Below are 26,275 nucleotides of genomic sequence, written 5' to 3' on the forward strand. Positions count from 1 at the left end.
GAAAGCTAATAGCGTAAGAGCAGCTTTTACCGGAATTTTTTGCCGCGATCACAACTCTTACTCCTGGATCTCCTGAGTCAGGCTGGCTGAAAGACTCTCGAGGGCCGCCTGTAATTGACGCACGAGCCCTTCCACGCGCTCGCCCTTTTCGCAGTGCGTTTCCAACTGGATGCAAGTCTCCACGACCTGCTGCGCTTTTATCAGCTCTGCACCGCCTTTAATCCGGTGAGCCAGCGCGAAGAGGCGAGCACGATCATCAATGGCTACAGACGACTCAAGCTGCTGTATATCTGCAGTAATACCTGAAATAAACGTCCGCAGAAGTTGTGCGAGTTTCGCCGCGTCGTTATTTGTCAGAATCATCAACTCCGCTAAATCATACTGTTTCTCACCGGCAGAGGGCGCAGCAGATAATTCGTTTTTCACCTCAAAAAGCGGCGCCAGCATGGCTAAGGTCACTGGTTTGAACAAGCAGTCATCCATACCTGCATCAAGACATATTTGGCGCTCGTCGTTGACAGCATTGGCCGTAAAACCGATTATTTTTGTTCGTGGCAAGCCCTGAATTTCTTCATGTTGACGAATGCTGTGCGTGAGTTCGTAACCATCCATCAGTGGCATATTGCAGTCAGTAAGGACCAAATCAAAAGCACCCGTTTGCCAGACAGCCAGCGCTTCGCGCCCGTCACTGGCGGCAGTGACTTCATGGCCAAAAGAGGCCAGTTGTAAGGTAAGAATTTCGCGATTGGCGGCATAGTCATCCACTATCAATACACGCTGCTTTGCCTGCACCCCCGGCGAAACTTTCGGGTTGGCAGCAGGGCGTTGCGAGTCACTCTGGCGCAGCGGCAACACAATTTTAGTGCGGGTACCCTTCCCCAGCTGGCTCTCCAGCGTCAACGTGCCGCCCATCATTTCACTCAATGTCTTACAAATCAGCAGCCCCAGTCCGGAACTTTGCTGCGAGGAAAGCGTATTGTTACTCGCCCGCGAGAAACGGGAGAACAGTTTCTGACTTTCATCTGCCGAGATGCCGATGCCGCTGTCAGAAATGAGTATTGTCAGTTGCAGACGAGAATCATTGAGTTCTTCAACAGCGGCGTTGACGCTGATGTCTCCCTTATCGGTAAATTTCAGTGCATTGCTCAGCAAATTTGAAATGATTTGTTTGAATCTCAACGGATCAATCAGCACATTCTGGTCGAGCATTCTAGTCTCGTGCAGCTTGAAATTTAGCCCTTTGCGCCGCGACAGTGCCTCAAACAACCGGCATACAGAGTGAACCAACTGCCGGAGATTAGCCGGTTGTTCGCTAAGGGAAAGATGACCGCTTTCTGCACGCTCTACATCGAGAATATCCCCGATAAGCTCCAGCAAGCCCTGCGCTTCAGTAGCCGCAATATTGAGTGAGCGCTTATCTACCATGCCAACATCGGCCTGCTTTACCGCCAGTTCAAGCATGCCGATAATGACGTTCATCGGCGTGCGGATTTCGTGGCTCATGGTGGTCAAAAAGGTGGATTTCGCTTCACTGGCTTGTACCGCTTGATCCTTGTCGGTTTGCAAACGCTCGAGAAGTTGCTGACGTTCACTAATATCGTACCAGCCGCCAATAACGCCCAGCGTTTCACCCGCTCCGTTGCGGTAAGGAAGGATCCAGTGATGAATTATGCGATAGTCATTTTCGCCAAGGCGCAATATACGGTCGTTGACGATGCTCTCCCCACGCTCAATCACTCGCCGGTAGCTCTGCTCCAGCTCATCAGCACGTTCACCGTCATCATCCAGCATTTCATAGACGGTTTTGCCCAGCGCCTCATCCATCGGGATTTTCAATTGCTGGCGATAGCTGTTATTGCACAGTAACAGCTTGCACTCTCGGTCACGGACATAGATGGGCAGTGGTGTGCCGTCGATCAGATCCCGCATAAAGGTTAACTGGTCGTTGAGTTTTAACTCGGCCTTATCGCGGCGTTTTATCAGGTTGCGCAGCCAGTAAACCCAAAACAGCAGGAGGATGACAAACGCAGAGAGCAGCAGGAACCCACGCAAAAAAGTTTGACGCTCTTTATTCCAGAAATTACGTTCGACGACTGCCTTGCCGCGCCAGTGATTGCTGAGCTCATTCATGCGTGCGGGTGAAATAGCGGTTAATGCCTTACTCAAAATGCTCAATAATTGCGGCTGGTTGTCAGCGATGGCGATGCTCATTTGAAGGGATTTATTGGTAAATACGGCGTCTATCTTGATCCTGTCTTTGTAGTAATTATCAATGTAGAACACCGACTCGGTAAGAGAAACCAGCGCCACATCCACTTTGCCTTCATCAAGCATTCTGAAAGCCCCGGCGGCATTCTCACTGCTCAGGGGCCGCATCAGCGGATAGTCATTATGTAGCACCTGAAGGATGGGATCCCTATCCACCACGGCAACGCGCAGGGGGATTTCCCGTAGCTGATCAGCATCAAAAGTGTTGCCGGTACGGCTTGAGATAACATAACTGCCACGATAAAAAGTCGGAGAGTAACTGATACCCGGCGGCGGCCGTTGCAGGTTATCTGTCATTGAGACCGTGATATCCACAGCCCCTTTTTTCAGCAAATTTCTCGCCTGAACGCCATTGTCCACTTTTTGCCACACCAGCTGAAAACCGGCAATGGTAGCGACTTCCTTTAACACATCGGCGTTGATACCGTAGGGTTCTCCACCCGCAACGAAAAATGAGAAGGGCTCATTATCATCTTCCAATGCCACGCGTAAAATCCGATGAATATCGCGCCACTGCTTCTCATTGTTATCCAGAACAATATCTTTATCTTTCTCAGTCATCCGGGGTTTGGCTCCCCAGCGCGTCAGGATTTGCTGCTGTTGCTCGGGGGTGAATGCATGGATAACCGAATTCATGAGGGTTAAAAGCATTGTGTCATCGCGATTTAGCGCAAAAGAGAATTCTGTTTTTGGCAGATTAGCTTTGCGCGCAATAACGATGCTATTGAAAACGCGCCGGCTGGAAAGAAATTCGGCACTGGTATTATCCCCCAGAAAGAGATCATTCTGCCCGAATGAGACTGAGCCCATCGCACCCAGGTTGGAAGGATACATTTTCAGCTTAATGCCGGGATAAGCCTCATAAATCCATTGCGGGGGCAGATAGTGATAAGCCATCGCCACTGATACACCTTCCAGATTCTCCGGATATTTATCCAAATTGCCCGCGCGCCCGGCAAACACGGGGTTATCTTCAGCATAAGCTGACGATAAAACCAGACTCTTATCATTGGCGTCAAAACCATTGGCGGTTCCTAAAAAGTCGATCTCCTTACGCCTCAGCGCGGCTATCGCCTCCTGACGAGAGTCAAAGACTTTGACACTCACCGGAACGTGAAGTACTGCCGCGATCAGTTGTGCATAGTCCGCAGTGATCCCTACATATTCATTGTTAAAGTTGATCATATCGAAAGGGGGATAACTGGGTTCAGACACACCAAGCGTAAGTTGCTCCTTTTGGTGCAACCAGTCTTGTTGTGCTTTACTGAATGTTACCGTAGGGAGAGAGCCGGTGTATTGCCCTTCGAGTATGGCGGAATAGGCCAGAGAAGCCATGGCATTCATGCTCAGTAACAAGCCGAAAATTAGGCACCAGAGACGGCACATATCATTCTATCTCAAAATATTCAGCAATCTGAGCCAACGCCATCACGCTGCTGACATTCAGTTTTTCATATATGCGGGTTTTATAAGTACTGATGGTTTTTTCACTCAGCGACAGCTCCTCGGCAATGTGTTTGTTGCTCATGCCATTTATCAGATACTTCATAACTGCCCTTTCACGATTAGATAATCGAGCAAGCCTTTGTTCGATTTCTGTCGTGGCGCCATTTTCACGGCTGTCTTGTGACAATTGCGGGAACAATGAATAACCCGACATAACGGCATTGATAGTCTCGCTTAACATCGAGAGATTATCCTTCTTCGATACATACCCGGCAGCCCCTGCTTGCATACAGCGGAGCGTGAACTGTTCACTGTTTTGCGACGTCAGAACAACGATTTTGCAGTGATTTTTGCGCTCTTTTAATTGGCGAATAACCTCAAGCCCAGCGAGGCCTGGAATCGCTAAATCCAGTACCAGTAAATCAGGTTTGAACTGTTCACACTGATGAACAGCATCAACACCGTTGTCACACTCGGCGACCACCTCAAACCCGGCGTTTATCACCAGCATTCTGACCGTTGCCAAAATGAAAGGATGATCGTCAACAATAATTGCCTTGCGCACTATATAGCCTCAACGCTGAGTCTGGAGGTTAAGGAAGAACAAACCTCCTTAATTCAGGAGATCAATGATCAAATCTTAGCAGGGCTGGCCACATTAGGGAGGATGCCCTCTTAGAGATAACAAAAAATGGCAGTTATTCCTTCACACCGTGAGAACCGGCCAGCGGTCTCAAATATGCCTGCCTTTAAGTTAACGAACAAGCAAGGACGTAACATTTACTTAACTGGAAAGCACATGGACGTGAAGTATCGTTTGTTCTGAGGGAGGTAAAACTGCTGGATGTGTTGCCGGTGTGGGGTAAATAGCCCGGGGGCAAGCCAACACACGGCCTTACTCATTCACTATTTCATTTTAATATTCACCTGACAAACATCAGGTGAATTAATAAACTCTGGCTATTATCTGAGCATCACATTAGAAAATCATGTCATTAGCGGAAGGAAATCCCCCCGACCAGAGAATAGGGTCCTGAAGGATATCTGGCCTCAATACGTTGCCCATCTATTTGTATTTTACCTTGTATGACGGTATTAAGAGAACAGTTGTCGCGATAGTGATCATACCATCCTTCAGAACATTGCCCCCATAATCCACGCTCAGACCACTTCCTCATTTTTAATCGCCAAAGCTGGTCAAAATGATCCAAAGGACAAACAATCTTAGTCCACGGATCACAAATCATCGTATTCTCAAGTATTAGCCTGGTATGCCCGGCAGGCTGGGTGCCAATCAAAACAAAAGCATGGTCAACGGGCGCTGGCATATAAACGCGAAAAATTTGAACTTGTCTTCCAGCTGCGGCATCCAAACGACTGACTCTGTCCAGAAGATAATAAAAGGCAAGGACTGAGTTTTCACCACAGTTTCCTGCGCGAGGGATTCGGTTAATGTAATCCCTTTCAAGGGCATTGGCTCTTTCCCGAGGAGAAAAATTCTGGTCACGAAAACTGTGCAGCGCTTTGAGCCGAATAACATCTGCTTCTGCTGTATGCAACCCCCAACGCTTAGGATCTTTGGGCATCATATGGCTAACCTGGCCTTTATCCCTGTAAATTTTATTGGTTGCCTTCAGGGGTAAACGCGAGCGTGCGTACTTAACAGCACTTAACAATAACGGCGTCATCGCCTGTTCAAACCTTTTATCAATCATAATTAAGTCCTTTTACTTTTTAATATCTGCTGGTATAAATTTATCAATCATTAATTCTTCAATTAATTATCAAACAGAAAAACTCATTAACACGACGAATATGTTTTATTTTTATAATATAAATTAACCATAGACTAAATAAAGGGATTTAATTATACATATCACCTGCAAGCAACTAAATACGGAATTACGAAATTAATTCAGTGAAAATGATAAATGACTATGATTTCTACGGGTCTACGATTATTTTATTTTCACGATCGACACCGTTTGTAAAAAATAGAATTTTCACATTTATAAATGTCAGAGATTTTTACTGGGTTCAGTAGACGTTAGGAGAGGGTACTAAAGGACATTTTGGAGCGGGTGAAGGGAATCGAAGTGTCGAAGACAATTCATCCTAACCATTTGATTCTAAAGTACCAAGCAATCCCTTGGGTTACACAGTAGGTTACAGTCTACTTGATGGGCTGTCTACGTGTTCTATTCCTCATTTGTGCCAATGACGCTTCACAGTACGCACAGAGATCCCCAGATGGTCAGCGGCCTGAGCTTGGGATAACCCCATAGTCTTACACTGCTGAACGCTCTCTGTGGTCTCTGTGGCTTCTGGTCGTCCCAGCTTAACGCCCTCAACTTTCAGACGATCAAGAGATTCTTGAGTACGCTCCCTAATTCTGTTCTTCTCAAACTCAGCAAAGACAGAGAACATCCCCAGCATCATTTTACCTTCTGGCTTACTCAGGTCAGGGACTGGTAAATCAAGACTGATAACCTTCACCCCCATAACTCCTAAGCGCTCCACTGTAGACAACACATCAATAGCGTCACGGCCTAAACGGTCAATCTTGAGAACAATAAGTTCGTCCCCTTCTTCCAGCTTGTCCACCAGCTTACTAAATTCCTTACGGCTGGCTGTAGGAATACCACCTGATACTGTCTCACTGACAACTCGACTGGTTGGGACATTGAAGCCACGCTGACGGATAGCACTGAGTTGGTTCTCTGTAGTCTGTTCGCTGGTGGATACACGGCAATAAATAAACTGTCTGGTCATGATGATTTCTTAGGGTGACATTTAAGGTGGGGACATCATAAGTGTGGTGACAACTAATATCAACCTCTACTTTATGACACCAGACAATGACCTTTAGTCTTAGTGACATCTAACGGATGTTTGTTGGCACCAGAAGGAATGGGCAATGAATCTTAATGAAACTTATTATCAATATACAAAGGCGACCACTGAGGCCACCTTGAGGGTGTACGGGGAATGTAGGCTGAGGTTTTCTTTCATGGTCAGCCCACAGAAATTTCTGGTAAGTTTTCATTGAGCAACTCCTTCATAACATCAACGATTCGACTATCCAGCAATTGGTCAGGAACAACATTATTATTGTCGTCACGCTTTCCACAAGCACCATTGATAATATATTTACCATCATAACGCGAACTTGGGTAATACTGCTTAACACCTCCACGCATTTGATGTACTTGTCTGTATTCTACAAAAACCATCAATTTATGCTTAATCATAAAATCGCACAATTGCTTATACTTCATATGTACTACATTACCTACTTGTTTAAAGGTTATTGCTTGAATAGACATAATTGATTCTCCTTCTATGAAGGTATCTTTTCATCTGCTCCGAAAGGGCAAAGGCCAGCCAGTCAGCGGAGTGATGACCTTGCCAACAGACAAAATAGACACGTTAATAAAGACTGTCATTGATTAGAAGTGATGCTTTCGGGCATCTCATTGAAGACTGATATTGACAATTAATCATGGTCAATTAAAACCATGAGCCACCAACGGCAGTTGGGAGGAACTTACAGACTTCTTATTGATTCTTACGAAGTAGAGACACCAATAAGACTCATATAGAGAATATCTTTATGAATTAATTACTTGTGTAATTATAGTCGTATCCGATACCTGAGCGTACATCGACAATTCAATAGTGACATGGCTGTCCTGAGCATCGCTGCCATTCCTCATATCTGGCTGACTAAGCTCAGACGGGAAATTACTGAGTGCCTTTTGGTCTGGCACTAACCGTTCTATTGATTAACATGGGAACCACCCCATGCTGTCACCAGTTAGACCAAACAAATTGATCGCCTCTTCAGGCACTGGCAAAGATGTACGCTACAAGCCTAAGTATCCATAAGGCCGGACTCGGATGTCCTATGGGAGAAATGTATTGTTCCCTATAGTGAGTACAATCATTTTTAACCGATAACTCTGCAATTTTTCTCCCTATAGTGGTAGGAATTGTTCGGTAACCTAATCCTGAAGTGATAACAACTACTTACCTGATGGCGGCTTAGTACATTGATAAGTGACTGAGTCCACACCTTCGATCATACTGCCGCTTTCCATATATGAGCTATCATCCAATGGTCTGGCACTGTCATATTCCCATCCCTGACATATGATTTCCGCGCGCCTCTGCGCTTCTTCGCCAAACTCAGGACTCCACCACATAGGAGTTGACTGAGAATAATGATAAGCCATAACTACAGTACCCGAAGATTTATTAGCATCGGCGGTATAAAGCGAAGGACTCATATTACAGCCACAAAGAGAAATAATCCCTACGGTTAAAAACATTATTTTATATTTCATAAATCCCATCATCATTTTATTTAAAATTACTTCGATCTATCACTCAGCGAATCTGCCAGAATATTAGCCAGCGTATTCACCTCAACATCTTTAGCATATCGGTCGTATGTGATTGAACCAGAGCTATGACCCAATATCGCCTGAGCATAGGCAAGCTCAACTCCATTTTGTTTTAACCGAGTGGCAACTGTGTGCCTCAATGAGTGGAACGCCAAGCCGTCACGGTCAGCAATTACCTTAGGCAGTAGTGTTCTGTTGAACCACTTACTGACCTGTTCACCATAGCCATTATTCATAAGGCGAAGGCCATCAAAGACCATCGCTGAATCCCCTCCAGAAGCGTTCCTACGGGCATCAACAAGGTTCATAAAGTCAGTTAATACGAATCCATAGACACCATCGACAAGCGGTACAGAACGCTCGCTGTGTGGGTTCTTGATAGACTTGCCATCCAGACCAGATTCATTGATATGGATATAGACCGTTCCGTTCTCGGTGATCTTAATATCACTCACCTGCAACTGAGCGACCTCATTGAGTCGAGCACCAGTGATAGCCGCCAGCAGTGGCACATAGTAGTGATAAGGCTTACCAGACGGTTTCTCAGCGTACTTCTTAGCGGCATCAATAAGCTGACCTACCTGATTCACTGAGAACGCTTTACGGGCATCTGACGCTTTACGAGGAGGCGCCTTTAGTTCCAGTCCTTCGGTTAGATTCTTTTCGAGCAAATCATTACGGACAGCCCATTTAAACAAAGCAGACATTTTGACCAGATATTTATTATTAATGGTCACGACATCCATACAATCAGACTTCTCAGGACGAGCCAGTAAGTCACCCAATGGGGCATCCTTGAAGCGTTGCTTACGGTTCTTTGGGATTTGCTGAAGGACATCACGGACAGCAATCATGTCTGCTCGAGTGGTCTTTGTGAGGTCATTCAGGCCAAGGTGATTAAAGATCTCCATAAGGGTCGAATGAGACGCCCTATTCTCACTTAGCGTTGCTGGCTTCCAGTTCTGAATGTTCTCCTTCTCAAACTGCTCAATGAGATCCTGAAGGAGTACGACTTTGCTGCTCGCTGGTAATACAGATTGGCTGACCTCAATATCAACTTTGTCATGCTCATCAAGGTAATCCAGTAGCGGCTTGTTGTTACCCTCAATTCTTGCCATACAGGCTTTCAGAACCGTAAATACCTCATCGATATAACGATGCTGGTCAATTGTAAGTGGTTCACTTGCTACAGCATCAACTAATTGTTGTCCAAGCTCGTTGTACTGGTCTCGATAAATATCCCTCATCTCAGGCTGAAAAAGGTCAGAACGCCCTGCTGACAGCTCCCATTCAGCTATATCCCTGAGATGTCCTTTCATATCGTCGTAACTCATATCAGGGTTATCCGCATGGATTGCCTTCAGCGCCGCTTTGATTTGCCGTGAGTGTGACATAGCTGTTCTTCTGTCTCGTGTACGCAGGGATAGTGAGGTTATCTTATGGCGGTTCTTCAAACGGAAATAATAGATACCGTTTCGCCGGTAAAGATAAGCATTTGTCGTGTGAATAGTATTGTTTTGAATCATGCTTGTAAGCCCATAAGGGTTACACAGTAGGTTACAGTCAGCTACTGTTGGAAGGCTTTACGCCGTATCGCCAAGGGATTCAATAAGATAGGTACTGAAAGAAGGTTCATGGAGCGGGTGAAGGGAATCGAACCCTCGTATGCAGCTTGGGAAGCTGCCGTTCTACCATTGAACTACACCCGCATCGGTTTGCGAGGGGCATTATAACCTTAACTCTCTGACTGACAAGCAGTAAAACACCGCCTGATGGCGGTGTTTTGAGCAGTCAGATTGGCGAGATGTGATCTCAGTCGCCAAAGTAACTTGGTGCCCGGTAATACTCGACGATTTTCTGCGCCAGCCAGCCGCCGTCGGTGCCGTTGGACTGGATACTGGTGATGCTAACCGTCGAGCCGCCGCCCCACAAAATCGAGAAGATATTGTAGTTGGTCAGATTATTGACCTGCGCCTGCCCCCAGTCATAGCCCTTGTCTTTCTGCAAAAATTCGCCGACGGTTTTCACACCGTAGTTCACCGGATTCAGTGCAGTATCACGCAATGCCTTCAGAACATTGCTGACTTCGGTGCCAATGCGTGGATCCCCCATTAGGAAGGTGCCGCCGGAGGCAAAGTGGGCGCTGGAAAGCATGCTGGTACCTTCGGATTCCGTCGGCATATGTCCGCCGGGTATCTGCCAGATCATCGCCGGTTTGTTCAGCCCGCTGGCAGTGTATTTCACCAGATTGAGGTAGTTGAACCAGCTTGAGGCATTCCAGCTGTAGTGCGCGATAGCATCCGGGCTGAAACAGTCGCGTTCAAATTTATCGAATACGATGAAATCCGGTGCATACGCGCCCCCGTAAACCCCCAGTTCATCCAGATATGTCACTATCTGATCGGCGTATTCGCCCGGATCAACATCATCCTGCAACAGCCAGTCTGCCCCGCCGGTCGCCCAGACGTTAATCTGCCAGCCAAACGCGACGTCGGGCGCAAAAGTATGAACGATGTAGTTTATCGCCTGCAGATACCCGTAAAGGCTGTCGTCAAAATGCGGCAAGACCGGCGAAGTATATTTGAGAATTGGCTGGAGGTCGCTGACCGCTTTTTGCAGCAGCGTATTCACCTGAACACTGTTGGCCCGGCGCAGCGCCGCATAGCCAGACGGCTCTTGTTCCATCGCACCGAGGAAATCCGGATTGAGAACAAAGGTCGCAGGCACCGGATGATCTTTATCCTTGTAGCTTTGCGCCGCCACGCACTGCGTGATGAAACTGCCGAAATGGTTGCGCAAACGCTGACTGTCGGCGAGATCGGAGACAGCACTCCCCCCGCTGGCGTTGGCCGTGTAAACCACCATCACCGGCATTACCGCAAGGCCATTCGCCTGCTCAATCTGACGCGCAACCGGGCAGGTCTGATGCACCGGCAACGCCTCCAGATCCAGATAACCGTCACCGTTACGGTCAACTTCAGCAGCAGGGATCGGGTCACCGCCGCCGTCAAAGCCGTCGTATTTGAACAATGCATCGACCGGAACACCTTTGTACGCGGTGACGCTCGAAGCTGAATTGACCGTCACGCCGCCGTGAGCCAGATAATCCGGCCAGCCGCGAACCTGCAAATCGACGCCTTTTTCAAAGATAAGGATCAGCCGTTTGGCACTGGCAGATACTGTGACAACGGTGCCAGACAAAGCAACATACTGCCGCCCACCGATGCTCAGTTTGTCTGCATTGATGCGATATTCACCCGGTGCGACGGCGTAAGGGATAGTGAGTTCGCCCGAACCGTAGAGGGTGAAATAGTACTGCGTCGCGCTGTCCTTGCTCACCATTGAGACATTAATTTTCTGGCTGCCCGCTGGCAGGCCGGTCGCCTGAAGTGTGGTGGTGATAAACCCTGCGTTACTGACTTGTTTCGTCTGGTAATCCACCGCGACCGCAACCGTTGACGCCTTATCGGGCGTGAAGGTTTTTGCCGCCATGGCGGCGCTGAATTCAATATTATTGATGCGCGTGGTGTTGATTTTTGCCTGGCACGCGACCTGATGCGTCAGCCGGGTCACCAGCGTACTTTTCCCCGGCTCAATGCTTTGGGAAACGGTCTGGGTCGCACCGGACTGGGTCAGAGTAATGTCGATCACGCCTTGCTTAATACTGGCGTTCGGCGTCAGAGAAAGCTGGGCACTGGCGAAATACACCGGTGCTTCATAATTGATATTCACGATGCACGGTGAATTTGCAGCAGTCAGCGACACCTTTTGCTGAGTTTGGGTCGGCGTAACCCGCACACTGGCGTCCTCAAGCGGATCAAGGTGCAAGGTATAAGTGGAATAACTCAAATTTTTCAAACTATTGCGAGCACTCCATTCCAGATTATGCAAAGTCTCTTCGCCTGCTGCGCTGGTGAGGGTCAATATAGGAATACCAATCCCCTGCGCTGGTGCGGCTGGAAGCACGACGATCAACTCGCCCTGCCGTGACGGATCGGCAAGCAGTTTAACCGTGACTTTGCCAAACGTGACCGGTGTCTGCGTGGCACTGAACGAGAAGGTGATGGTGCCCGTTTTGCCTGCAGCGACCAGCATATCGCCGCCCGCCAGCAGCGTCAGGGTATTGACCTCCAGAGGCCAGCCGCCGTCACGCTTGAGCGTTGGCGTACCGCCGATAAGCGAACCGCTGAACGGGCTGTATTCATCCGGATGACCGGTGGCGGAAAACTCAATCACCGCCTGTGTAAAATCGATCGTCTGCGCCGTCGTATTGGTCAGGCTCAGCGTTACGCTTTGATACCAGCTGCCGGTATCCAGTTTACTGACGGCCGCATGGACGCTGGCCACAGCGGGTGTCGGTTCTGGCTCCGGCGTTGGGTCTGGCTCTGGCGTTGGGTCAGGTTCCGGCGTTGGGTCGGGTTCCGGCGTTGGGTCGGGTTCCGGCGTTGGGTCAGGTTCCGGCGTTGGGTCGGGTTCCGGCGTTGGGTCGGATTCCGGCGTTGGGTCGGGTATCACCGGATCGCTGTCATCACCGGTATTGGCCTGCTCACCGGATGCCAGCACCAGCAACCATTCAGTGGCCTGAAAGGGGACCTGACTCGCAGAAATATTAAACGTCAGCGTGGCGATTTTTCCAGCAGCCAGCAACTCAGGGGCGCCGTAAGCAAAATCTATGCGGGTCTTTTTCAACGGCCAGCCGTCAACAACCGTGATAACCGGCGTTTTTTTTTCGGCCAGGGTTCCGCTGATCACGCCGTAGCTGTCCGGCGCGCCGGTCGCGGAAAAAGTGAGTACAGCCTGATTAAGATCGACGGCGCTGCTGGCTGAGTTGGTAAAAGTCAACGTAACAGGCTGATACCAGCTGTCAGGATCAATGGCAGACGCAGTGACGTGTAAAGAGGAAAATTGCGGGTCAGACATGGGGTGTATCTCCTGAGTGAATTTCACCCAGAGTTGCACCAAGCTAATGATTTAACGATAAATAACGAGCACATTTATATCACAATGACTCAATCATTTTCTTTGATGAGGAATGATAAATGTAAAAAAGGGCGCCGGAGCGCCCTTCTGTATTTCTTAATAAACTTACTTCTGAGTCTGCGGACGCATTGCCGGGAACAGGATAACGTCGCGAATGGTGTGGCTGTTGGTGAACAGCATAACCATACGGTCGATACCGATGCCCAGACCCGCCGTCGGTGGCAGGCCGTGTTCCAGCGCAGTCACGTAGTCTTCGTCATAGAACATCGCTTCATCATCGCCTGCATCTTTGGCAGAAACCTGATCGGCGAAACGCTGTGCCTGATCTTCTGCATCGTTGAGCTCAGAGAAGCCGTTACCGATTTCGCGGCCGCCGATGAAGAATTCAAAGCGGTCAGTAATTTCCGGGTTTTCATCGTTACGACGCGCCAGCGGAGAAACTTCTGCCGGGTACTCGGTGATGAAAGTCGGTTGAATCAGCTGGGCTTCAGCGGTTTCTTCGAAGATCTCAGTCACGATACGGCCCAGACCCCAGCTCTTCTCGATTTTGATACCGATAGATTCTGCGATAGCCGTCGCTTTGGCCAGATCATCGAGATCGGCAACGTTAGTTTCAGGACGGTATTTGCAAATCGCTTCACGCATGGTCAGCTTGGCAAAAGGTTTGCCAAAATCAAACGTCTGTTCGCCGTACTGCACAACGCTGCTGCCCAGAACGGATTCGGTCAGCGTACGGAACAGGGTTTCGGTCAGAACGATCAGGTCTTTGTAATCCGCGTACGCCATGTAGAGTTCCATCATGGTGAACTCTGGATTGTGACGCGGAGAAACGCCTTCGTTACGGAAGTTACGGTTGATTTCGAACACGCGATCGAAGCCACCGACCACCAGACGTTTCAGATACAGTTCCGGCGCGATACGCAGGTACATGTCGATGTCGAGCGCGTTGTGGTGGGTGATAAACGGACGTGCAGCAGCACCGCCAGGGATCACCTGCATCATTGGAGTTTCGACTTCCATGAAGCCATTTTCCACCATGAAGTTACGGATACCAGACATGATCTGAGAACGGATCTTGAAGGTCTTGCGCGAATCATCGTTAGCGATGAGATCAAGGTAACGCTGACGGTAACGCGCTTCCTGATCCTGCAGACCATGGAATTTGTCCGGCAACGGACGCAGTGCTTTGGTCAGCAGACGCAGTTCAGAACAGTGGATCGACAGTTCGCCGGTCTTGGTTTTGAACAACTTGCCGGTCGCACCCAGGATATCGCCCAGATCCCATTTCTTGAACTGTTCGTTATATACGCCTTCGGCCAGATCGTCACGCGCGACGTACAGCTGAATACGGCCGCCGACGTCCTGTAGGGTCACGAAGGACGCCTTGCCCATGATACGGCGAGTCATCATACGGCCACCGACGGTGACGGTAATGTCTAACGCTTCCAGCTCTTCATTGGTCTTCTCGCCATATTTAGCGTGCAGATCGTCAGAAATACTGTCACGACGGAAATCGTTCGGGAACGCGTTACCGGCTTCGCGCAGCAATGCCAGCTTCTCACGACGGGCTTTCAGCTCGTTGTTAAGATCGGGGACGTTCTCGGTTGGCTGCTGCTCAGCAGGCGATTGTTGTTCAGACATGTTGGTTCCTTATAACCCGGCTTTCAAACTGGCTTCGATGAATTTATCCAGGTCGCCATCCAACACGGCCTGCGTATTTCGTGTTTCAACGCCTGTGCGCAAATCTTTGATACGTGCATCATCCAGCACGTAAGAACGAATCTGGCTGCCCCAGCCGATGTCAGACTTATTGTCTTCCAGCTGCTGTTTATCCGCATTTTTCTTTTGCATCTCATACTCATAAAGCTTGGCTTTCATCTGCTTCATGGCCTGATCTTTGTTTTTATGCTGGGAGCGGTCGTTCTGACACTGGGTCACAATGTTGGTCGGAAGGTGGGTAATACGTACCGCAGATTCTGTTTTGTTGACGTGCTGACCACCCGCACCGGACGCGCGGTAAACGTCGATACGCAAGTCGGCAGGGTTGATTTCGATAGCGATGTCATCGTCCACTTCCGGGTACACAAACGCGGAACTGAAAGACGTATGACGACGGCCACCGGAGTCAAACGGGCTTTTACGCACCAGGCGATGAACGCCCGTTTCGGTACGCAACCAGCCAAACGCATAGTCACCGATGATCTTGATGGTGGCGGATTTCAGGCCTGCGACTTCGCCGTCAGACTCTTCGATCACTTCCGTTTTGAAACCCTTAGCTTCTGCCCAGCGCAAATACATACGTAGCAACATGCTCGCCCAGTCCTGCGCTTCCGTACCACCGGAACCGGCCTGAATGTCGAGATAGCAGCTTGCGCTGTCATATTCACCGGAGAACATGCGGCGGAATTCTAACTGTTCCAGCTTGGCCGTCAGTTGATCCACTTCTTCCACGGTTTCATTAAACGTGTCTTCATCTTCGGCTTCTACTGCCAGCTCAAGTAAGCCAGTCACGTCTTCGACGCCCTGCAACAGCTGGTCGATAGTTTCAACGATGGCTTCCAGCGCGGAACGTTCTTTACCCAGCGCCTGTGCGCGTTCAGGTTCGTTCCATACGTCCGGCTGTTCCAGCTCGGCGTTTACTTCTTCGAGGCGTTCTTTCTTGGCATCATAGTCAAAGATACCCCCGAAGAACGACTGTCCGTTCGGACAGGTCCTGAATGCGGTTTTTTACCGGATTAATTTCAAACATGATTTTTTCGCGTCTTACGTTAGATTCGGAGTTGGCCCAATGCCATTCGAACCGACGATTCTAACGGAATTAGCGGTCTTTTTATAGCAACGAGCCGTATTTTTGCCGGGTTTATTCTGACCGGAACGGGCTTATTTCGGCCACAAATGTTGAATGATCAGTTGAACGCTGCGATTTCCACGGAATTCATTGATATCGAGCCGGTAAGCCAGTTGTACTTCGCGGATGCTGCTGTCAGGCCAGAACGTCGGATCGATATTAAACGCGATACCGTCAAGCAGCGGACCGCCTCCGATCGGTTCGATCATCAGTTTCAGATGACGCTCTTTCAGCAATTTTTGTTGCAGGATCCGAAAAGTACCGTCAAACGTCGGTTCGGGGAACGACTGCCCCCACGGGCCGCCGTCACGCAGCATTTCAGCGGTATCAATCGTCAGTTCCTGTGCGGCCAGTTCGCCGTCCGACCACACCACGCCTTCCAGATACGACGGATCCAGCCATTCGCCCACCAGTTCAGCAAAACGGTCGCGGAATTCATCAAACTTTGACTCCTCCAGCGATAAACCGGCGGCCATTGCGTGTCCGCCGAACTTCATCATCAGGCCGGGATTGAGCGTGTCGAGACGCTCCAGCGCATCGCGCATATGCAAACCGGCAATCGAACGACCAGAACCTTTAAGAATCCCCTCGCCCGCCGGTGCGAATGCAATCACCGGGCGGTTAAAACGTTCTTTCAGACGCGAAGCCAGAATGCCGACCACGCCCTGATGCCATTCCGGATGATACATCGCCAGCCCGAACGGCAGCGCGTCGGTGCCGCGCTCCAGTTTGTCGCACAGCGCCAGCGCCTCGACCTGCATACCCTGCTCAATCTCGCGGCGGGTCTGATTCAGCGCATCTAAATCGCTGGCAAGCGCGCGCGCCTGTCCGATGTCCTCAGTGAGCAACAGCGCCACGCCGACCGACATATCGTCAAGACGCCCGGCAGCGTTGAGCCGTGGCCCAAGTGCGAACCCTAAATCGCTCGCGCCCAGTGTGCGCGCTTCACGCCCGGCAACTTCCAGCAACGCACGGATGCCTGGGCGACATTTGCCCGCACGAATGCGGTTCAGCCCCTGATACACCATGATGCGGTTATTGGCATCGAGCGGCACGACATCCGCCACGGTACCGAGCGCCACCAGATCCAGATGTTCCGCCAGATTCGGCGGCGTGATGGCGTTTTGCTCGAACCAGCCGCTGTCGCGCAACGCACTGCGCAGCGCCAGCATCAGGTAAAATGCTACGCCGACGCCCGCCAGCGATTTGGACGGAAAAGCGCAACCATGCAGGTTAGGGTTAATGATCGCTTCGGCATCGGGCAGCGTATCGCCCGGCAGATGGTGGTCTGTAACCAGCACCTGAATGCCTTTCTCGTGCGCCAACGTGACGCCAGCGTGCGAAGAAATGCCGTTATCGACGGTCAAAATCAGCTCGGCACCGCGCGAAGCAGCCTGCTCCACCACTTCCGGGCTCAGACCATAACCGTCTTCAAAACGGTTAGGCACCAGAAAATCGATATTCCCGCAACCCATGCTGCGCAAGGAGAGCAACGCAAGCGCGGTGCTGGTCGCACCATCGGCGTCAAAATCTCCGACGATGATAATACGCAGCCGCTCGGTCAGTGCTTTTTGCAACAGCTTCACGGCGTCATCGATGCCATCGAGTTGCTGATAAGGCAGCATGCCGCGCACGCTGCGCTCCAGCTCCTGACTGTCTTTCACCCCACGCGAGAGATACAACCGGCGTAACAACGGAGAGAGTTCGGCGGGAAGTTCCACGCCGGTCGCGGCCTCACGGCGGCGAAGTTGAGTCTGCAAGGTCACGAAAAATCAACCACCGGTTTTATGTGAAGGATCGCGCTGGTCCAGCATCGCAGCCATTTCTTTTGGCGGCTGATAGCCCGGGATCAAAGTACCGTCTTGCAGCACAACAGCCGGAGTGCCGGTCACACCGAACTGGACGCCCAGCTCAAAGTGTTTCGCAATATCACTGGTTTTGCAGCTTGCCGCGACGATATCATCGCCGCGCATGGCCGCATCAAAGGTAGTATTGCGATCGCCGGTGCACCAGATCGACTGCATGTCTTTCTCGGTTTTGGAGTTCAGTCCCTGACGCGGAAATGCCAGATAACGTACGGTGATCCCCAGATCGTTATAGTCCTGCATTTGCTGATGCAGTTTGTGGCAATAGCCACAGGTGATGTCGGTAAATACGGTAATCACGTGTTTCTCGTTTTTGGCTTTATAGACGATCATTTCTTTTTTCAGCGCTTCCAGCTTTGTCATTAAAGCCTGATTGGTCACGTTGACCGGCTGATTGCCGCTGACGTCATACATAGGGCCCTGCAAAACATGTTTGCCATCTTCGGTAATGTAGATAACGCCGCTGTCGGTAGAAATTGCGCGCAAGCCGGTGACCGGTGTCTGCTGAATATCGGCATTTTTCATGCCCAGTTTATTCAGCGTGGCCTTGATGGCTGCATCATCAGCATGCACCACGGAGCTCATACACGCGGCAATCAGGGTGAGCAGCAGTAAACCTTTTTTCATCATTTCGTCCTTTTTCCCGGCATCACGCACGGGGATGATGTTGTTGATGTAGCTGTTTGAGTCGTTCAGTGGCTACATGCGTATAAATTTGAGTGGTCGATAAGTCACTGTGACCTAACAACATTTGTACCACGCGCAAATCCGCGCCATGGTTAAGCAAATGAGTGGCAAAAGCGTGGCGTAAAACGTGGGGAGATAATCGCTCTGCATCAATACCCGCAAGGATCGCATAGTGTTTGATGCGATGCCAGAACGTCTGACGGGTCATTTTCTGGGCGCGGTTGCTCGGGAAAACAATATCGAGTGATTGTCCGTTCAGCAGCCACGGCCTTCCATGCTCGAAATAACTCTCCAGCCAGTACACGGCTTCTTCACCCATCGGAACCAGCCGCTCTTTGTTTCCTTTACCAATGACACGCACCACGCCCTGCCGCAAACTGATATCGCTGAGCGTCAGCCCGACGAGTTCGGAAACACGTAAACCGGTGGCATATAGCAGTTCGAGCATGGCTTTGTCGCGCAGTTCGAGTGGCACATCGACGCTTGGGGAAGAAAGCAGTGAACTGACCTGCGCTTCGCTGAGATCTTTCGGCAGGCGCTGCGGCAATTTTGGCGAAGAGAGCAGCGCCGTCGGATCATCCTGACGAACGGACTCACGGTTCATATACTGGAAAAGACGACGCATCGCGCTGAGTAAACGCGCCGAACTGGTGGCTTTGTATCCCCCTTCCACCCGCTCGGAGAGGAAGGATTGTAGATCTTCGGCGCTCACGTTCAGCAAATCCGTGTTGTTGTGATGCAGCCAGCCGCTCAGGGATTTCAGATCCTGACGATAAGAGGCCAGCGTATTTTCTGCGAGATTGCGCTCGATCCACAACGTATCAAGAAACTGTTCCATCAGGCTCTGATCGACCTGATTGACCGCTTCACCAGCCGGTGAAGGGTTATCTCCCTGACGGGTCACATTGTCTTGTTTTGGCATCCTGATTCCTTTTACACAAGTGCACACCACGCGATGGGCATACGATGCCATTATGCCTTTCATTACGATGGAACGCCGCCCAAATCTGCTACACTCCATGCCATTCGTATTCTTTTGACGTAATGGCAACAAGTATGAAGATTGGACTTTTCTACGGCTCCAGCACCTGTTACACCGAAATGGCCGCGGAGAAAATTCGCGATATTTTGGGCGAAGAACTGGTGGATTTGCACAACCTGAAAGACGTTGATCCGGACAAAATGCAAGACTACAGCGTCCTGATCCTCGGTATCCCGACATGGGATTTCGGCGAGATCCAGGAAGACTGGGAAGCCGTCTGGAACCAACTTCCTACGCTTAAATTGCGTGGCAAAATCGTGGCAATGTACGGAATGGGCGACCAGCTCGGTTACAGCGAATGGTTCCTTGATGCGCTCGGCATGTTGTACCACCAGTTGGTGCCAATGGGCGTTAAGTTTATTGGTTTCTGGCCGACGGAAGGTTTTGAATTCACCAGCCCGAAACCGCTGAGTACGGACGGCAAACATTTTGTCGGGCTGGCGCTCGACGATGTGAATCAGTTCGATCTCACCGACGAACGCCTGCAACAGTGGTGTGAGCAGATCCTGCTGGAGATGGACGCTCTGATGTAACTTCCAGGCGTTTCGGCACCGCCCTTAGCCCGATTTTGCCGGTCCCGGAGGGCGGCTGTTGAGCAGTATCTGGCGCAAACGCCGCCACTCCTCCACACTCATGCTGTCCGATGCTAACCATAAACGCTGCCGTGAACTGCGCATCGCCTGCGCCAGACCGCCTTTGCGTTTTTCACGCCGCAAAGAAAGCAGCGCCCCCTGGCTGACCATCCACACCGGATGGCGCAGCTGCCATTCATGACCGCGCCATAAAAGACGATTCTCATCGAGCAAAATCACTTCACCGGTGCGGGCTGTGATGCGCCGCTGGCTGCGGATGCATTCAAACAGCACCAGCATTAGCAATGTCATCCAGGCGGGCCAATAGCCTGCGGGCCAGGGTGCCAGCAAAATCAGTAACATCACACCGCCGTAGCTGCCGAGTGAAATTAACTGACTGCGCCATGACACCCGTAAATCACATCGCCACAGGGCCACGGTCTTTATTTCGTGTCTGAATGAGCGCGACCATGCGTTGTAGTTCATCGTCTTGTGGTGCGCCGTGATTCATCAGCCAGTTAAATAAATCGGGATCATCACTGGTCAGAAGGCGGGCAAACAGCGCTTTATCTGTATCGTTGAGCGAATCATATTCATGCTCGAAAAATGGCATGATTGAAATATCCAGCTCGCGCATTCCGCGACGACAGGCCCAGTGAATTCGTGATCTGTTATTGATATCCAGTTGGTTTTTGCTTTCCATAACGAGACTCTTTTGTAGGGACGGAACAGGAATTTTTTCGATTCTAACAGCCGCTTGGCCTGTAAAGTAACTTTTCGATGCGTTGTTTTGTCAATCTACGCGATGTGCCGTAAAACCTGATGCAAACCTGTCACTCTGTTTACATTCTCCGGAAGACATCCCGTAAAAGGCACCAATAACTGTTTTCAAAGGCGGTGGCCTCTTTTACCATGAGGCATCAGTCACATTTCAAAGACCGGGATAAGAAAATGGCTCACGAATTTCCGTTTCCACCGCAAAAACCTTCAGCGTCTTCCCATCTGCCATTGACCCTGATTTCACTCGAAGACTGGGCAATGGTTACGATAACCGGCGCGGATACGATGAAATATCTGCAAGGCCAGGTCACTGCTGACGTTGATGCGCTGGCTGCCGATCATCATGTCTTGTGCGCGCACTGTGATGCCAAAGGCAAAATGTGGAGCAACCTGCGCCTGTTCAAACGCGGCGACGGCATGGCGTATCTTGAACGCCGTAACCTGCGCGATACTCAGTTAGCGGAAATTAAAAAGTATGCGGTGTTTTCCAAAATCACCTTTACTGCCGATGACGATGTAGTCTTGCTGGGCGTAGCCGGTTTTCAGGCCAGCGCCGCGCTGACAGAATTGTTCTCGACGCTGCCGAGCGCTGAGCAGCCGGTGGTGCAGCAGGATGAAACGACCCTGCTTCATTTCTCCCTGCCTGCCGAACGTTTCCTTATCATCACCAGCCCGGAAAAAGCCCGTCAGGTGGTGGAAGAACTGGGTGAACAGGCACAGCGTAATGACAGCCAGCAGTGGCTGGCGCTGGATATCGAGGCCGGTTTCCCTGTTATTGACAGCGCCAACGCGGTGCAGTTTATTCCGCAGGCGACTAACATTCAGGCACTCGACGGCATCAGTTTTACCAAAGGCTGCTACGCCGGTCAGGAGATGGTGGCACGCGCGAAATACCGTGGCGCGAACAAACGGGCGCTGTTCTGGTTATCCGGTAAAGCCAGCAAAGTACCTGCTCCGGCGGACGATCTCGAAATGCAGCTTGGTGATAACTGGCGCCGCACGGGCACGGTATTAGCGGCGGTGCAGCTTAACGACGGTACCGTCTGGGTTCAGGCCGTGTTGAATAACGATCTGGAGGCTGATACCTCTCTTCGCGTTCGTGAAGATGCGGCCAGCCAGCTGAGCATTCAGCCGCTACCGTACTCGCTGGAAGAAACTAAGTAACCGCTTAAAGTTCTCCGTTGCCGCCTTCATCTTAGCAATGAGAAGGCGGCAAATATTTCGGTTCCGGCGCGGTTAGCCTTCGTGATGTTTACCCTTTTGTCTCAGCAAATCGACGTACGCCTGATCCACAAGTTCCTGGCGATCGATACCCAGCTGCTCGAGTAAATCTTCTGCAATCGCAATGCCCTGCTCCGGCGTTTCGTCCTCGGCCAGTACCACTTCAAACTCCAGATAATCCCCCAGCCCTTTCACCCGATCCAGGTGCAAACGGGTTTGCCCGGTCATAAACAGCGTGCGTTGCTTGATCACCCGACCGGCCACGCCATAGGCCAGCGTCAGGGTTTCGCGCAGGCTGTCGGGGTCATGCGTTTGAGAAAGTTGGTAAAAACTGGTTTTCGGACCAGCCTTGTCAGGGCGTTGATAAAAAATAAGCTCACCGCGATCCGCCGCCAGAGTGCGTAATTTCAGACGCCCGTGCGGGCAGATAAAAAAGGTATCGTCCTGATCGATAATATCCGGCAGGCCATCGCTTATCAGCGCCAGTTTTTCATACAGCGCCGAAAAATCATCAACCTTTGCTTTGATTTCAATGTTTCTTGCCATCGTTGACTCCCTTAACGTTTATGCATTTACACACGTATTTTTACACGGATTGAAAGAACACAAAGTGACCTTACAGTGACAGGCAGTCTTGTCGCAAGGAGGTTTGATCTGGCGCGTTAAACCCTCAATCAAAGGCTGCTAAAACCTCTCAGGGTGGTACTCTCGGATGAGTTTTTGGAAAAATGAGGGAACGAAAATGACCAAAATTGTAACGCTCACTCTGGCACCGTCCCTGGACAGCGCCACGCTTACCCCCAAGATTTATCCGGAAGGTAAACTGCGCTGTACCGCACCGGTGTTTGAGCCTGGCGGTGGCGGGATTAACGTCGCGCGCGCTATTGTGCATCTCGGCGGGCAGGCAACGGCGCTGTTTCCGGTGGGCGGTCCGACCGGCGCGCATCTGGCGCAACTGTTGCGCGATGAAGGGATCACCACCGACACGCTGGAAACGCAGGACTGGACGCGCCAGAACCTGCACGTTCACACCGAAACTACCGGCGAGCAATACCGCTTCGTGATGCCAGGCGCACGCCTGACCGAAACAGAGTTCGCCAGCCTGAGCACCAAAATCGAAAGTATTCCTGCCGGTTCGATTCTGGTCATCAGCGGCAGCTTGCCGCCGGGTACGCACATCAGCGCGCTGACCGGGCTTATCCGTAAGGCACAGCAGGCCGGTTTGCGCTGTATTCTCGACAGCTCCGGCGAAGCACTGGCAGCTGGCCTGAAAATCGGCGGGCTGGCGCTGGTGAAACCGAACCAGAATGAACTGTCGGCACTGGTCGGCCATCCGTTGGAAAATCCTGGCGACGTGCTGGCTGCGGCGCAGCAAATCATCCGTGAAGGCGGTGCAGAACGCGTCGTGGTATCGCTCGGGCCGCAGGGCGCACTGGCCGTGGATGCACAAGGGTCATTTCAGGTGGTGCCGCCGCCGGTGAAAAAGATGAGCACCGTTGGCGCGGGTGACAGCATGGTCGGTGCGATGACGCTGAAACTGGCCGAAGGCGCTGGGCTGCTCGATATCGTGCGCTTTGGCGTGGCGGCTGGCAGCGCGGCCACGCTGAACATGGGCACACGCCTGTGTTCTGATAAAGATACGCAGCAGATTTATCAGTATCTTTGCGCTCAGACACCGGACCGCTGATAGCCGGAATGCGCTCCGGGAAGGCTTTACTGCGCACGGAGCGCAAATTCTTTGTCACACCTTCACGTATTTCTTTCCATTAGCAGATAAACTCGCAGCATCGGGTGTTGCATGCACCTTTCACATCACGCCAGAAAAGGCCGGAGGCCAGGGTCCAGAATGATATGGATTATGCTTGCTGCAATTGTTGTGGTTTTTATTGTGGGTTATTGGTTCATGACGGCAGACACCCGCAAAGCGAATGAGTCACTCGCCAGTCTGTTGAAAATCAAACCGGTTTATATTGATTCCATGCTGCTGGAAATGGGCAAAAGACAGAGCCAGATGTTTATCCGCTCGATAAGCGGCGGGTATGCGGAAGAGATCCGCAAGGCGGCTTACGTCGTTTTTATCTATCACACGTTTATCAAAGATGCCTCGGCTGAAAATATTGTCCGCTGGCGCAACATTCTGGTGCGCGCGCATTTGCCGCCGCAGCTGAGCAGCGAACACGCCGAGCTGGCGCTGTTTTACTTCGCAGAGCTGGATATCGAACCTTTCGAGCTGGCGCAGTTTCGCCGCGACTACAACGAAACCTATAATCAGATCCATCTGGTATAGATGCAAAAAAGCCGCTGAATTGAACTGCACCCCAAAAGTTGGACACCCAACTGAGTAAGGTGCAGTTTTTTATGAGTAAGTATTCTCTCAGCTTCATGCTTAAGGTCGTGCAGCACTATCTGTCCGGACTAGAAGGACAGAAGGCAACAGCAAAGCGCTTTGGTATCGATCACAGTGCGGTCCGGAAGTGGGTCAGCGTCTGGGAACTCCACGGCGAGTCTGGGCTGACTACCCGCTATTCCACCTATTCTCCGGCCTTCAAAGAATCCGTTATTCTGCATATGCGTGAACACCTTCTGTCTGCGCGTCAGGCCAGTGCAAAGTTCAATATTCCCGCATTCACCTCAGTATGTCAGTGGGAGCGCTTGTACGATGCAGGTGGTCTGGAAGCCCTCAAAAATAATAATCGAAGGAGAAAGAGGATGTCAGAACCCACCGAAGAGCCCTCTGTAAAAAGCCCCCCGCCTTCACTCAACAAGAGCGAGCGTGAAGAGCTTGAACTGTTACGTGCTGAAGTCGCTTATTTAAAAAAGTTGCAGGCCTTACTCAGGGAGAAAAGCACGGCAGTACGCGGGACAAAGCGCAGGTCGTGAATGAGTTGAGGCAACAGCATCAGCTGTCCCACCTGTTAAAAGCAGCCGGGTTGGCCAGAAGTACGTTCTACTGGCAGTTGTCTTCTGGCAAAAAAATAGACAAGTATGCTGATGATAAGCGCCGGATTTTAACACTATTCCATAATCATAAGGGGCGATATGGATATCGCAGGATCACGCTTGCCTGTCGCAGAATGGGGTATTCACTGAATCACAAAACGGTTCAGAGGCTGATGCAGCAGTTACGGCTGTCATCCTGTATCAGAGTGAAAAAGTACAACTCCTACAAAGGCCGATATGGTAAAGCCGCCGGTAATGTCCTGAACCGCCAGTTCAGCGCGGACAAGCCAAACCAGAAATGGGTAACGGATGTTACAGAATTTAATCTTGGTGGAGAAAAACTGTATTTATCACCCGTACTCGATTTGTATAACGGTGAAATCGTCGCGTATCAAATGGAGCAGCGCCCCCACTTATCGATGGTGGACGATATGTTGTCTAAGGCCTTGTCAGTACTGGGTGAAGGCGAATATCCGCTGCTCCATTCGGATCAGGGCTGGCAGTATCAGATGGCGCACTATCAGAAGCGACTTAAGGAAGCAGGGCTAAAACAGAGTATGTCGCGAAAGGGAAACTGTTATGACAATGCTGTAATAGAAAGCTTCTTCGGCACATTAAAGTCGGAATGCCTGTATCTTAGAGAGTACATTGACATCAAAGAGTTACGTATCGCGATCGCTGAATATATCCACTATTACAACCATGAAAGAATAAAACAGAAACTAAAAGGCCTGAGTCCGGTAGAGTACCGAACTCAGGCTCAGATAGCTGCCTGATATAAACCGTCCAACTTTATGGGGTCAGTTCAAAATCAGCGGCTTTTTCTCGTCATCGTTCACTGACTGGTTACCTGAAACTGATTATCTGAACACGTTATCCAGATAACTCGCCAGGATCTGACGTGAGCTGAAACCGTGGCAAATGCCGTAGTAGGTTTCGTTTTCGCTGGAGACATCCAGCGGGAAATTCTTGTAGGCATCGCTGCTGCGAAACGACGCGGTAGGCTCGGCAAAACGCTCACTGCGTTCTTTCATCGCCGGGTGTATTACCAGGGCAGTCCGGCCAAACCGCGCTTCCCGGTTCACATACACGTAGTACTCGCCACGGCGATAACCGTAAGCTTTATCATCAATATAATCGCGCTCAAACCCTGATGTTTCTAAAACGCGTGCCACTTCATCTGGCCGTAAATACATGGTTGCTCCTCGCTTCTTTAACCG

22 protein-coding genes and 1 tRNA gene are annotated in these 26,275 nt (G+C 50.7%); 5 read left to right on the forward strand and 18 right to left on the reverse strand.

Annotation, left to right across the window (positions count from 1 at the left end):
* Positions 1-57: 57 nt before the first annotated feature.
* The 14 genes from GE278_17530 to xerD all read right to left on the reverse strand — a co-directional run bounded on the left by GE278_17530 (position 58) and on the right by xerD (position 19,338).
* Positions 58-3,654, reverse strand: coding sequence for a transporter substrate-binding domain-containing protein (locus GE278_17530; GenBank protein ID QLK62463.1), 3,597 nt, complete (start codon positions 3,652-3,654; stop codon positions 58-60).
* 1 nt (position 3,655) lies between these two features.
* A complete protein-coding gene (locus GE278_17535; GenBank protein QLK62464.1) occupies positions 3,656-4,279 on the reverse strand; it encodes a response regulator in 624 nt (207 codons plus the stop codon).
* Between the two features lie 430 nt (positions 4,280-4,709).
* Positions 4,710-5,429: a hypothetical protein gene (locus GE278_17540; protein QLK62465.1), complete on the reverse strand. Its 720-nt coding sequence runs from the start codon at positions 5,427-5,429 to the stop codon at positions 4,710-4,712.
* A 490-nt stretch (positions 5,430-5,919) separates the two neighbouring features.
* Positions 5,920-6,486 (reverse strand): recombinase family protein, encoded by a 567-nt coding sequence (locus GE278_17545; protein ID QLK62466.1) that lies wholly within the window; start codon positions 6,484-6,486, stop codon positions 5,920-5,922.
* 242 nt (positions 6,487-6,728) lie between these two features.
* Positions 6,729-7,040, reverse strand: coding sequence for a hypothetical protein (locus tag GE278_17550; protein ID QLK62467.1), 312 nt, complete (start codon positions 7,038-7,040; stop codon positions 6,729-6,731).
* A 699-nt stretch (positions 7,041-7,739) separates the two neighbouring features.
* Positions 7,740-8,060, reverse strand: coding sequence for a hypothetical protein (locus tag GE278_17555; protein ID QLK62468.1), 321 nt, complete (start codon positions 8,058-8,060; stop codon positions 7,740-7,742).
* Between the two features lie 26 nt (positions 8,061-8,086).
* Positions 8,087-9,646: a tyrosine-type recombinase/integrase gene (locus GE278_17560; GenBank protein QLK62469.1), complete on the reverse strand. Its 1,560-nt coding sequence runs from the start codon at positions 9,644-9,646 to the stop codon at positions 8,087-8,089.
* A gap of 109 nt (positions 9,647-9,755) precedes the next feature.
* A tRNA-Gly gene (locus GE278_17565) sits at positions 9,756-9,829 on the reverse strand.
* Between the two features lie 103 nt (positions 9,830-9,932).
* Positions 9,933-13,040: a chitinase gene (locus GE278_17570; protein ID QLK62470.1), complete on the reverse strand. Its 3,108-nt coding sequence runs from the start codon at positions 13,038-13,040 to the stop codon at positions 9,933-9,935.
* Positions 13,041-13,205: 165 nt separating this feature from the next.
* Positions 13,206-14,741: a lysine--tRNA ligase gene (gene lysS / locus GE278_17575; protein QLK62471.1), complete on the reverse strand. Its 1,536-nt coding sequence runs from the start codon at positions 14,739-14,741 to the stop codon at positions 13,206-13,208.
* A 9-nt stretch (positions 14,742-14,750) separates the two neighbouring features.
* Positions 14,751-15,849, reverse strand: a protein-coding gene (gene prfB, locus GE278_17580) for a peptide chain release factor 2 (GenBank protein ID QLK62472.1) whose coding sequence is annotated in 2 segments (ribosomal slippage) — positions 14,751-15,773 and positions 15,775-15,849 — 1,098 coding nt in all. Because the reading frame shifts where the segments join, the coding sequence is not laid out codon by codon here.
* Between the two features lie 131 nt (positions 15,850-15,980).
* Positions 15,981-17,714 carry a single-stranded-DNA-specific exonuclease RecJ gene (gene recJ / locus GE278_17585; GenBank protein QLK62473.1) on the reverse strand — a complete coding sequence of 578 codons (1,734 nt, stop codon included), beginning with the start codon at positions 17,712-17,714 and terminating at the stop codon, positions 15,981-15,983.
* A 6-nt stretch (positions 17,715-17,720) separates the two neighbouring features.
* On the reverse strand, positions 17,721-18,440 hold the full coding sequence (gene dsbC, locus GE278_17590) for a bifunctional protein-disulfide isomerase/oxidoreductase DsbC (GenBank protein ID QLK63328.1): 720 nt from the start codon (positions 18,438-18,440) through the stop codon (positions 17,721-17,723).
* 22 nt (positions 18,441-18,462) lie between these two features.
* Complete coding sequence (gene xerD, locus GE278_17595) at positions 18,463-19,338, reverse strand: site-specific tyrosine recombinase XerD (protein ID QLK63329.1); 876 nt, start codon at positions 19,336-19,338, stop codon at positions 18,463-18,465.
* 218 nt (positions 19,339-19,556) lie between these two features.
* Between xerD and fldB the strand changes: the two genes are divergently transcribed.
* The gene (gene fldB / locus GE278_17600; protein ID QLK62474.1) at positions 19,557-20,075 is read left to right on the forward strand and encodes a flavodoxin FldB; all 519 of its coding nucleotides are present in this window, start codon (positions 19,557-19,559) and stop codon (positions 20,073-20,075) included.
* Between the two features lie 24 nt (positions 20,076-20,099).
* Here the strand turns inward: fldB and GE278_17605 are convergent, their stop codons facing one another.
* On the reverse strand, positions 20,100-20,552 hold the full coding sequence (locus GE278_17605) for a hypothetical protein (GenBank protein QLK62475.1): 453 nt from the start codon (positions 20,550-20,552) through the stop codon (positions 20,100-20,102).
* Positions 20,533-20,799 (reverse strand): FAD assembly factor SdhE, encoded by a 267-nt coding sequence (gene sdhE / locus GE278_17610; GenBank protein QLK63330.1) that lies wholly within the window; start codon positions 20,797-20,799, stop codon positions 20,533-20,535. The genes GE278_17605 and sdhE overlap by 20 nt, the downstream gene beginning before the upstream one ends.
* Positions 20,800-21,065: 266 nt before the next feature.
* Here sdhE and ygfZ point away from each other — a divergent pair, with 266 nt between their 5' ends.
* Positions 21,066-22,058 carry a tRNA-modifying protein YgfZ gene (gene ygfZ / locus GE278_17615; protein QLK62476.1) on the forward strand — a complete coding sequence of 331 codons (993 nt, stop codon included), beginning with the start codon at positions 21,066-21,068 and terminating at the stop codon, positions 22,056-22,058.
* 72 nt (positions 22,059-22,130) lie between these two features.
* On the opposite strand, the gene GE278_17620 is transcribed toward ygfZ, so the two are convergent.
* Positions 22,131-22,661, reverse strand: a complete 531-nt coding sequence (locus GE278_17620) for a CYTH domain-containing protein (protein ID QLK62477.1) — start codon at positions 22,659-22,661, stop codon at positions 22,131-22,133.
* A 196-nt stretch (positions 22,662-22,857) separates the two neighbouring features.
* On the opposite strand from GE278_17620, the gene pfkB reads away from it, so the two are divergent.
* The 3 genes from pfkB (at position 22,858) to GE278_17635 (ending at position 25,831) form a co-directional block, all read left to right on the forward strand.
* Complete coding sequence (pfkB, locus tag GE278_17625; protein ID QLK62478.1) at positions 22,858-23,802, forward strand: 6-phosphofructokinase II; 945 nt, start codon at positions 22,858-22,860, stop codon at positions 23,800-23,802.
* Positions 23,803-23,961: 159 nt separating this feature from the next.
* On the forward strand, positions 23,962-24,402 hold the full coding sequence (locus GE278_17630) for a DUF1198 family protein (protein ID QLK62479.1): 441 nt from the start codon (positions 23,962-23,964) through the stop codon (positions 24,400-24,402).
* A 71-nt stretch (positions 24,403-24,473) separates the two neighbouring features.
* A protein-coding gene (locus tag GE278_17635) for an IS3 family transposase (protein QLK62480.1) occupies positions 24,474-25,831 on the forward strand; the annotation gives its coding sequence in 2 pieces (ribosomal slippage) (positions 24,474-24,927 and positions 24,927-25,831; 1,359 coding nt in all).
* An 84-nt stretch (positions 25,832-25,915) separates the two neighbouring features.
* Here the strand turns inward: GE278_17635 and GE278_17640 are convergent.
* Positions 25,916-26,251 (reverse strand): DUF2002 family protein, encoded by a 336-nt coding sequence (locus GE278_17640; protein QLK62481.1) that lies wholly within the window; start codon positions 26,249-26,251, stop codon positions 25,916-25,918.
* Between the last annotated feature and the right edge of the window lie 24 nt (positions 26,252-26,275).

This window comes from Enterobacteriaceae bacterium Kacie_13 (assembly GCA_013457415.1).
GTDB lineage: Bacteria > Pseudomonadota > Gammaproteobacteria > Enterobacterales > Enterobacteriaceae > Rahnella.